Source organism: Methanosarcina sp. UBA5 (genome assembly GCF_002505485.1).
Classification (GTDB): Archaea; Halobacteriota; Methanosarcinia; order Methanosarcinales; family Methanosarcinaceae; genus Methanosarcina.
Genome location: NZ_DAVG01000129.1, coordinates 1 through 10,231, shown reverse-complemented (window position 1 = coordinate 10,231; position 10,231 = coordinate 1). Strand labels below are relative to the sequence as shown.

At 38.4% G+C, this 10,231-nt stretch carries 6 protein-coding genes and 1 pseudogene; 5 read left to right on the top strand and 2 right to left on the bottom strand.

What is annotated here, in order from left to right; translation table 11 throughout:
- Nucleotides 1–443: 443 nt before the first annotated feature.
- A complete protein-coding gene (locus BP621_RS16385; protein WP_292391766.1) occupies nt 444–581 on the bottom strand; it encodes a hypothetical protein in 138 nt (45 codons plus the stop codon).
- A gap of 683 nt (nt 582–1,264) precedes the next feature.
- On the opposite strand from BP621_RS16385, the gene anfO reads away from it, so the two are divergent.
- The 3 genes from anfO to BP621_RS16370 all read left to right on the top strand — a co-directional run bounded on the left by anfO (nt 1,265) and on the right by BP621_RS16370 (nt 3,840).
- Nucleotides 1,265–1,894: a Fe-only nitrogenase accessory protein AnfO gene (anfO, locus tag BP621_RS16380; RefSeq protein WP_292391764.1), complete on the top strand. Its 630-nt coding sequence runs from the start codon at nt 1,265–1,267 to the stop codon at nt 1,892–1,894.
- Between the two features lie 80 nt (nt 1,895–1,974).
- Complete coding sequence (locus BP621_RS16375) at nt 1,975–2,460, top strand: hypothetical protein (RefSeq protein WP_292391762.1); 486 nt, start codon at nt 1,975–1,977, stop codon at nt 2,458–2,460.
- A gap of 531 nt (nt 2,461–2,991) precedes the next feature.
- Nucleotides 2,992–3,840, top strand: coding sequence for a PrsW family intramembrane metalloprotease (locus BP621_RS16370; RefSeq protein WP_292391760.1), 849 nt, complete (start codon nt 2,992–2,994; stop codon nt 3,838–3,840).
- A gap of 282 nt (nt 3,841–4,122) precedes the next feature.
- On the opposite strand, the gene BP621_RS16365 is transcribed toward BP621_RS16370, so the two are convergent.
- Nucleotides 4,123–4,719 (bottom strand): MEDS domain-containing protein, encoded by a 597-nt coding sequence (locus BP621_RS16365; RefSeq protein WP_292391768.1) that lies wholly within the window; start codon nt 4,717–4,719, stop codon nt 4,123–4,125.
- 395 nt (nt 4,720–5,114) lie between these two features.
- On the opposite strand from BP621_RS16365, the gene BP621_RS16360 reads away from it, so the two are divergent.
- Nucleotides 5,115–7,664, top strand: coding sequence for a cation-translocating P-type ATPase (locus BP621_RS16360; protein ID WP_292391759.1), 2,550 nt, complete (start codon nt 5,115–5,117; stop codon nt 7,662–7,664).
- Nucleotides 7,665–9,219: 1,555 nt separating this feature from the next.
- A pseudogene (locus BP621_RS16355) lies at nt 9,220–10,231 on the top strand (IS630 family transposase); the annotation flags it as partial.

The following is a 10,231-nucleotide window of genomic DNA, read 5'->3' as shown; positions in this document are numbered from 1 at the left end:
ACTTTTCGGATAGGCTCTAAGTTTGAAAAATGAGAAAACGCGCGAAATTGAATTTTGAGATGAGACAGATTTACTGATATATCTTTCCAAACTTTATATAGATATCGAACTTACAGGTTTTAAGTTCTGAGCATCCTTTTATTACTTTTTTAACATTTAGAAACTTATATATATTCAAATCCATTTTCTTAAACATGGTATATAACATAGCCCTGCTCTGTATTTCTGCTGGTTATTTTTTTGTTTGGGTGGCATTTTACATTAGCTGTCCTAAGCAATGGCTCTGAACCGGCATATTTTGGCATATTTTTGACTCTTTTCCTTCTGCCACTAATTTCGCTTTTCGGGCCACTCTTTTTTGTCACCCAAAACCAGAAGAAGTCCAATAAATGGTTTCTGGAACTTCCTCTCTTTATTGCTATTTTTACATTGATTTTAAGCCTTTATGCATAAGGAATGCTGGTTTTTCCCCTGTATTCAGGAGGCTGGGCGACATTGACCCCAATATTAAACCTGCATGTTCCAGTAGAATTCCTTCTTTTTCTTCTCGCACTTGTAGCGCCAGCTTCTGCACTATTCATCCAGTCCTTGCCCGAAGAACAGAGAAAATCAGCAAAAAATATGTTAAAGTAGCTAAAGTGATCAGTATTTATGTGACCATAATCGGTTTCATTTACTTGCTAGATACTTTTTCACTCGACGATCATCCCTTTGCTTCTATTATGCTTCTGATGTTTCTGATATATGTGGCTTTTTTGCTTCCATAGGAATATGCCTGGCGCTTCTGGCAAATGAAGACCGAAATAAGTCCGATTCTTCTTCTAGGTCCGATTCTTCTTTTAGTCTATTTGGAAAATTATAGTCGATTTCTTAACCTAAAAATTCATTATAAAGATTTCAAAAACAGCTTTGATCTTTGCGTGTCATTTCTAGTTTTATGCAGCTTTCCATTCCTGGCTGCAATATCTTTTTGCGGAGTTAATCTGGTCTGGCTTTCTTTGCTTGCAAGCGCCGGTCTTCTTTCCGGGAATCTGTTAGTTTATTATTTCTCTAAAACAGGCGGCCGGCGCGTTCCGGAAAATATAAAACTGCTGTTGTTCACCTGATAGAATGGACTAAAAGCGCGTCCACAAACGATATATTGCAGGTTGCTGAATGAATCCAGCAGAACCTATATGCAAATCGATTAATAATCCAATGCTAAGCAATTGTTTTAATCGCATCCAGAAATATCATAAATTTCAATACGATAGGAGGACGCGCCTTGAAAATCGCAGTTGTGGAGAACGAAAACCAGAAAGCGAGTTCGATATTTGAGCCAGGATTCATTGCAATATATGAGGAAGATGGTGGGGAATGGAAAGTCCTGATCCGTTTTGAAAATAAAGTTTACAATGCGAGAGGTATGGCCGCAGTACGCACGGCTGTAGCGGATACAATAAAGCAGCTTGGCGACGTTAAAGTAATTGTTGCAAGTGAAATCCCAGGGATAGCATCCGGGACTTTTCAAGCAGGGGGTTTTGATATATTTCTTGTGGAAGGTAACGTGCTGAATCTTCTTGATTCAATCAAAAAAGAAATGCTTGAGGCAATTGAGGAGCGCCAGAAAGAACCGCCTAAATTTGACATCATGCAATTTCTGGAACATGGGGAAAGTAAAGGCAATTTTTCGATTAATATAGAAGACGTCATGTTTAAAAATCCAGAGTTGACTTCAAAGAAAATTCTGATTCCATATCTGAAAAATGGAGAATTTAACAGACTGGATATTATTTGTAGTCATATTCCAAAATGGTTTGTCACAGATTTAGGCGCCCTGGGATTTGAATATGAAATTGTGAGCGACTTGCCGAATAAAAAAACTGTTAGAGTGGTGCGTATGCAAACTCCATAATCAAAATAAAGGGTCATACTTTTTTTGAAGAAATCAGAAGATAGGTAAATCTTATTATCTTTAAGGAAAGTAATAATATAATGGATGGAAGGGGAGTAGAAAGAGGACCTCTACAATTAGATATAGGCATAGTTGTATCAGGGCTTGGAGGAAACTCCAATCAGGAAAGGAATCAATTCAATGGACTTGTTTCCTTTTTTGGTATTGATTTTGGACTATATATCGGGCCATCATATAATCCGTTTCGGACTATAGGACCAAGTATTGGCATTGGTTTGGTCATAGGGTCTAATGGTTTTCTGGCTGCAAAATTAGGCATCCATTTCAGAAGAGCATTCGGTTTAGCTATGCTATTTCCTATAGTTCCTATTTATGGTTTTACCGGAGCAAGCTTTTTAGCTACGTTGCCTGTTTCAGAAGGAGCTAAAGCTGCAGCAACTATTCCTTTACTGTTAGTGCCGGCAGCTTTCGTATACCAGGGAAATCTCAAAGAATTACGTAGACGCGGAACAGAAACTTTAACGAAATTGAAATCACGTTTGCCAGGAAAAATTATTAACTCATAAATTAAAACTGGATCTATTAAACCTGGATCTCAAAATAATGCCTGTGAAGCTTTCTCAATCCTTATCTTTAGAAATCTTCTCACTCTCCCAGGGACTGGCCTCTTTAGCGAGCTTCTGGAAATCACAAATTCGGCGATTAAGGCATTACCCTGACAGAGAGAAGATCTCTTCATTACCATTAAGCCAGTCATCTTTCCAGGGTATGACCATACTTTACTGCTCTGGATCACTCCTCTTCACAATTTTAATAAAATTTGCTGGGTAAGGCTATCGGAGGTATAGCATTCAAAGCTCCACCTGAAGAGTATCTTATAGCATGGGAAAAGGATGTTTTGGGGCACAGGCTACGGGGGACGAGCAGGAAACAGATTGCTGGGTCAAGTAAGCAATTTGGCTTTTACAGCGGCACTTTGACTATTATCGTTACAGGTTACTTTCAGGAGCCCAATTAGCCTGTGATAACAGACCTTGGTGACAGACCAGGATCTGGACTTAGAAGAATTAGATTAACGGATTAGATAGGAGGAGATTATGGACAGCGCGACGGAAATTCAGCCGCCTGCGCAGGTGGTCAGACGGAATGGCTGGCTAAAGGTTCTAACCACAGCAGCAGTCTTCTACATTCTCTTGCTGGTGGCCTTGCTGGTGACGAAGAACTCAAACCTGTTTCCCACCCTGGCAATGGTCGGCAGCTTTATGGTCCCTGTTGCTTATGTGGCTTTCATATACGAGCGCAGGCACCTGAGCCGTCTGACAATGCCAACAGTCTCCCTGACTTTTATATATGGCGGGCTGCTCGGTGTCATTGCTGCTGCCTTTCTAGAGCCATTTTTTGTCAGTCAGCTGAATCTTGGGGCGAATTTAAAAATCGGATTCATTGAAGAGTTTGCCAAAATACTGGGGGTGCTGGTGATTGCACGCCATAAACGGCATGACTCGGAAATGGATGGGTTGGTTCTTGGTGCGGCAGCTGGAATGGGATTTGCTGCCCTTGAAAGTAACGGTTACGCCTTTACCGTCTTCCTGAAAAGCCATGGAAGCCTTTCATTAGCAGTGGCAGTGACCTTGATCCGAGGTCTACTTTCCCCGCTGGGGCACGGGACCTGGACAGCAATTTTAGGCAGCGTGCTGTTTCGTGAAAGCAGAAATGGGCACTTCCGCATTAACCTGCAAGTAATTGAGGCTTACCTGCTAGTTTCCATCCTGCACGCAATGTGGGATGGGATGGCCCTGGTTCTTACTACTGTCTTTAACCTGGGGTTAGGCGTACTTATTAGCGATGGTGTAATTGGTATTATCGGACTGGCAGTTCTATGGCGGCGCTGGCGAGAAGCGGTAAGGTTACAAACGGTTTTACCGCCAGAAACTGAGGATATATGAGGCTTAATGAAGAACTATACAAAATTTGAATCTCGGAAATAATAAAATATCTCCTATTAGCCGAAAGTACAGCGTTCTTGAAAGTGAGAACCTGTGTCGACAGGAGTAGGTTCAAGGAAAATAGTAAAGAATCTCAATGCAATGAGTAAAAAGACAAGAAACGACGCTAAGTACTTTCTGGAAATAGTATTAACTAAATAATATGGGATGATTGTCTTGATGAAGACCGTTCAACTATTGCCTCGCAGAGATTTCATTCGGCTTGCACTTGGCAATATTTTTTCATTTTGACCTTTTTATTTTCTCCCATTTCCCTTCCCTTTTGATCAGAGCAAATTGATGGTTTTCAATAATGTTGAAGATTTCAGCTACATTATACTTGCTGAGGGAATAGGTACAGAGAACCAGCATCGGATTGTTGCCCATTATTCGGTTCATTTCTCTTTCATATTCAGCGAAATCATCTCGATATTCCTCTTCCAGCGAAAAAATACCTTCAAATAATCTCAACCCTTCATAACTGTTGGCTAGAGCCTTGTTAAGTTTTTCAACCAGGCCGTTTAAGATCATTTGTGTATCAAAAAATCCTCTTTTCAAGTACCAATCATCATAATGAATAATTTCTATTTGCTTTTTCTCCAGGTAAGTATCGGGATCAGGAACAAATTTTTTAAAAGATTTTTTTGCTTCCAGAGGATTTGATGCAACCCATATGCAAAATTCGTTATTTTCTAACCCTGCTTTAAAATATGGAATAATTATATCTACCAAATCCTGCTTCGTATTGTAGAACTGGCAAAAGTGTGTTCCCCAGTTAACATTCCCAATAGCATCAATGCCAGAATTTCTAGTTACTTCTTTCATTATCCTCCCCTTCATTTGGTACACTCAGGTTTACTTTCCATTTTGAATAAAATAAGCAATAATCTGTTATAAATTGGCTACGTAAGAAACTATTTCCAAACGAAAGAATTGTAACGTAATAGTTTCAAAACAATTTAGGGCGTTTCTCAAAAAAGCAAAGGAGAAGGCATAGTGGCGTGATTGGATTAAACCACAAATACTTTAATTTTTTAAAAATCTTTGAAAATATATAATATTAAACTTATTCTAAGCATAATATTAGTTTCTGGATAGCCTTATATAATATAATTGAGATATCTTTACTTTTGGAATTTTGCAAATATTTAAAAAAAGTCAACTTTTTCAGGTAAGAATTTCTAAACCATAAGAAACCGTGAACAGAAGGGATATTACAACAGGTATGAAAAAATATGGAAACAATATTCGAGCCAGAAAATATAACTGGACTTTCAGAAAAAGAGGCCGCTGAAATACTTAAGAATGAAGGATATAACGAACTGCCGTCCCAAAAGAAACAAAGCCTTTTTTCTATCTTTCTGAATGTCCTTAAAGAACCTATGTTGCTTCTCCTTTTAGTCGCAGGTACGATTTATCTGTTCCTTGGGGAAGTAAGAGACGCTTTAATACTGCTAGTTTTCGTTTTTGTGGTCGTAGGTATAACATTTAACCAGGAAATAAAGACCGAAAGAGCACTGGAAGCTTTAAAAAATCTCTCAAGTCCAAGAGCTCTTGTGATAAGAAACGGGGAACAGAAAAGAATTCCAGGACGAGAAGTCGTTAAAGGAGATATTATAATTTTAAGAGAAGGAGACCGCATCCCAGCAGATGGGGCTGTGCTTTCCTGTACAAATCTTCTGGTAGACGAATCCTTGCTCACAGGCGAATCCCTTGCGGTTAGAAAATGCGAATCTACTAGCTTAACTCATTCCTTGAAACCTGAGCAACCGGGAGGAGATGATCTTCCATTTGTATATTCAGGAACCCTGGTAATTCAGGGTCATGGAGTAGCCCAAATAAACGAAACCGGAATACATACTGAAATGGGAAAAATCGGAAAAGCTCTGGGGACGATCGCTGAAGAAGACTCTCTACTCAAGAAAGAGACTACCCAAATTATAAAGACTTTTGCTGTTTTCGGAGGAATACTCTGCGCCATTGTAGTTGTAGTCTATGGCTTGACCAGAGCAGATTGGCTGCACGGCTTGCTTGCAGGACTGAGTTTGAGCATGGCCCTTCTCCCCGAAGAGTTCTCAGTAGTTTTATTGATATTCCTGAGTATGGGAGCCTGGCGCCTGTCCAAAAGAAACGTTCTCGTACGGCGGATGCCTGCAATTGAGACGCTCGGGGCTTCAACCGTGCTGTGCGTGGATAAGACAGGGACTTTAACCATGAACCGGATGATTCTGAGCTCTTTATATTCGAAAGGCGAGTATTGCGAACTAGAGAAAAACAAGTGCCTGCTTGAGAAGTTCCATGAATTGCTTGAATTCGGATACCTGGCAAGCCAGCAGGATCCTTTTGATCCTCTTGAGAAGGAGATAAAAAGAAACACCGAAAAATTCCTTTCGGATACTGAACATATCCATGAAGAATGGAAAAATGTCAGGGAGTACCCTCTCTCAAAAAACCTGCTTGCACTTTCAAATGTATGGAAATCTCCAGGTTCCGGAAAGTACGTTATTGCTACAAAAGGTGCACCCGAAGCAATTTTTGACCTGTGTCATCTGAGTGAAGCCGAAAAAGAAGAGTTATTGGCTCATGTTCAGGAAATGGCAAACAAAGGTTTGAGGCTTCTGGGTGTGGCTAAAGCCAGTTTTCAGGATGACTCGCTGCCTGATAAGCAGCATGATTTCGAGTTTGAATTTATAGGATTGCTTGGATTTGTCGATCCTGTCCGGCCATCTGTTGCCCAATCAATAACGGAGTGTTATAAGGCCGGAATAAGAGTCATTATGATTACTGGAGATTATCCTGGTACAGCTCAACATATAGCCAGGCAGATAGGCTTAAAGGATCCAGAGAAATACATTACAGGCCCTGAACTGGCAAGTATGGATCAAAACGAGCTTGCTAAGAAGATAAAAGTAACAAATATCTTCGCCAGGGTTGTGCCAGAACAAAAACTGATAATTGTAAATGCTCTAAAACAAAATGGGGAAGTTGTTGCAATGACGGGAGATGGGGTTAACGATGCTCCTGCCTTGAAATCAGCCCATATTGGAATCGCAATGGGAGAAAGAGGCACGGATGTAGCTCGTGAGTCCGCATCGATTGTCCTTCTGAACGATGATTTCTTTTCCATAGTTGCAGCCGTCAGGCTTGGAAGGCGGATTTTCGATAATCTCAAGAAGGCAATAGGTTACATATTTTCAGTCCACATGCCCATTGCAGGACTCGCCCTCTTCCCGATATTATTTAATTTGCCCCTTGTCCTTTTGCCTGCGCACATAGCATTTCTTGAATTGATAATTGACCCCGCCTGTTCAACAGTCTTTGAGGCTGAACCTGAAGAGAAAAATATAATGAACAGATCGCCTCGAAATTTGCAGGAAAGAATGTTTGGAAGAAAAAACCTGGCCCTCAGCTTGGTACAGGGAATAAGCATGCTTGCAGGAGTGATTGCTGTTTTCCTGTATGCCTTATATATGGGCAAGGGCGAAGTGGATGCACGCACACTTACCTTTGCAACACTCGTAATCGCAAACCTTACTTTAATCGTGGCAAACCTTTCCTGGTCGCAGAGCCTTATCAAAACATTATCTTCCGAAAACAAAGCTTTGAGGTATGTGTTGGTAGGAGCGCTTTCAGGTTTACTTCTGGTCCTGTATGTCCCGGCTTTAAGAGGTCTGTTCCGGTTCTCACTGCTGCATGGTGATGATTTGCTAATTGTATTTTTTGTGGGAACTCTAAGCATTGTATGGCTCAGATTACTCAAAAGCCAAATAAACAATAGTATTTAGAGCTTTTGGGTAATATAAACTATTTAAAGCTTATTTTTTGGCCACTAAAAATAAGTTTTAACTTCCTTTTTTCTCTGAGCCCTCTAAAAAATACCTGAAATGAAAAGCCATTCTAAGCTCGTTATAGCCATTTTCTCAACGACCATATAAAGCCTTATGATAGGTTAATTTTTTAATTCAAGCGACTCTAATGCAGCCATTATATGAATACTTTCCATAATAAGCGTGATCCAATAATTCAAGCTCAAAATTTTGAAGATGTTCATGAAAGAATTTCAGGCAATACTCATGGAAAAGAGCTACAGCATACTTTCCGAGACTCCAAGGGTCACAGCTACAAGAAAGGACAGCAACCTTTTACTTTAAAAAGAAGTTTGTAATGCCCCTGTTATTCTTTATTATTTGTGAAAATCGATTTTTAACTTGCCTATTCACATCCATAGGAATACGGGCTTTATGACCGATAGCCAGCCATATTATTAGATATAAAACAATCAGTAAAATAGGTACTGAATAAAAATTATCAATGTTTTTTATACTTTTAACTTTATGTAACTCCGGCAGGTCGACCGATCTACTTCTCACACAAAAAAAATATTCTCCTTTAACTTCCCAAACTGTTAATAATAAATACCACCCCCAATACTCCCATTTGTCGGCCTGTTGTCAACATCTTTATATCTTCCATCATACCCGTATGAATACTGCGGATATTTTAGAATCATATCCAGGATTGGTTAGCTGCTGCTGTTCCTACAATCATGAGCATGACTACTAGGAAAAGACAAATCGAAAAGGTTTCCCTGTAAAATGCTTTCATTTCTCGTTCCTCCGAATTCTCTTTCATTGGATTTTATAGGATTTTGAAGATTAAAAATGTTGGCATGTTGTAATGTAGAGAGTGAAAATTCTGTAGTTTTTCCCTATAAACAACTGCATTTTCTAGGGAATCTTATTATCCTGTCCACAATTCCAATCATATTATAGCAAAAATACAGTACTTTTATAAAAACTTAAAAGAAAAAATTAAAAAGCTTATTATTTCAATGTCTTCATATAACTGAAGGAGATATTTGTTAGTATAAAGACTGTATTATATATCAATAGTATCTGATAGGACCAGAACGGTAAGTACTATTCTGTTTAAATTGGATGGGTACCTGTTAAATATAAGGTAAAAAGTATGTAACTAGGACTCATGCACTTATGATGTAAAATCAAATACAGTAAACGTCATAATCAAAAATTAAATTTTAGAAAGTTATGAGTTTACTGCTGTTGATTTTGTACTCCAAGTGAGTAAGTCCTGGTAATGTTAAAAACATGGGATTTTATTTTCTGGGTTTCTATTGACTTCAGTCACCGAATGTGAAAGAGAGTAATAAACTTCGATGGCTCAGAAGATATTAAAACTCTCTACGCTTTACGAGAATTTCGAGAAACTTCAGTTTCTGGGTTATCACTTATTAGTGATATGTATAGTCAGATCTATGTATAGTCAGATCTGAATTTATTGCAACATTATTCTATTAGATATCATTATATTGTTTTATATATGAGCTTGGAAATGTTTACCACTTATGATATTGCCACAGCTGTAAGTAGTTCCTGCAATAAAAATGAGAAAATTAGACTTCAAGCTTTATTATTGGTTAAAAATGGTTTGAGTATAGCTAAAGTTGCAGAAGATCTATTAGTCCATGGTTCAACGGTTTATCGTTGGATAAAACGAAAACGAGCTGAAAATGAAGGCTTGTTCAGCCTTAAATGCAAACCTGGTCGAGGAGCAAAGTTTTTTTAACAGCAGAACAAGTTTCTGATTTGAGAACTGCATTTTCCGAACCAATACCAACAGATGATGGCTATTCTCGTGGTTGGCAAACAAAAGATGCGCTTCAATTTGTTAAAGAGAATTTTGTCATATCTTATTCCAAATCAAGAAAGCGACAAATTATTAAAAATTTGGGATTGAGTAAAATAACATGTCGACCCAGATTAAAAAGACGCAATGAAGTACTTAATTCCAAATTTCTAGCCGAAGTTCAAAAAAAGAAGTTCAAAAAAAGATTACTAAATCCTAATCACCTATTCGTAACCAGGATGAGAGCAGTTTTTGTGTGGATTCAAATAGATCAAAATGTTGGGCAATTAAAAGCTCAAAACCAATTAAATATACAGGTGGTTCGAAAGCCAAAATCCATGTTGGAGGTTTCTAAACTGAAAATAACGACTTTTTTGGTATGATTTGGGAACTAAACAGAATACAGATTTTTTCTTAAAATCATTACTCAAATTTAATAGAGACTTTAAATCAAGGATAATTCTTCACTGGACAGAGCTCCATGGCATAGATCAAAAAAGGCACAGGAATTCTTTCAAAAAAACAAACAGTGGTTGAAAATAATGTATTTTCCTCAAGCTACTCCAGATAGAAACCAAACAGAATACTGTTGGAAAGTGACAAGAAAAGACTTAATGTCAATAAAATAATTCAAAAATACTAAAGTATTGAAAGAAGAACTGGAGGAATTTTGGGAGAAACATAAATTTAAACATAAAATGTCGCA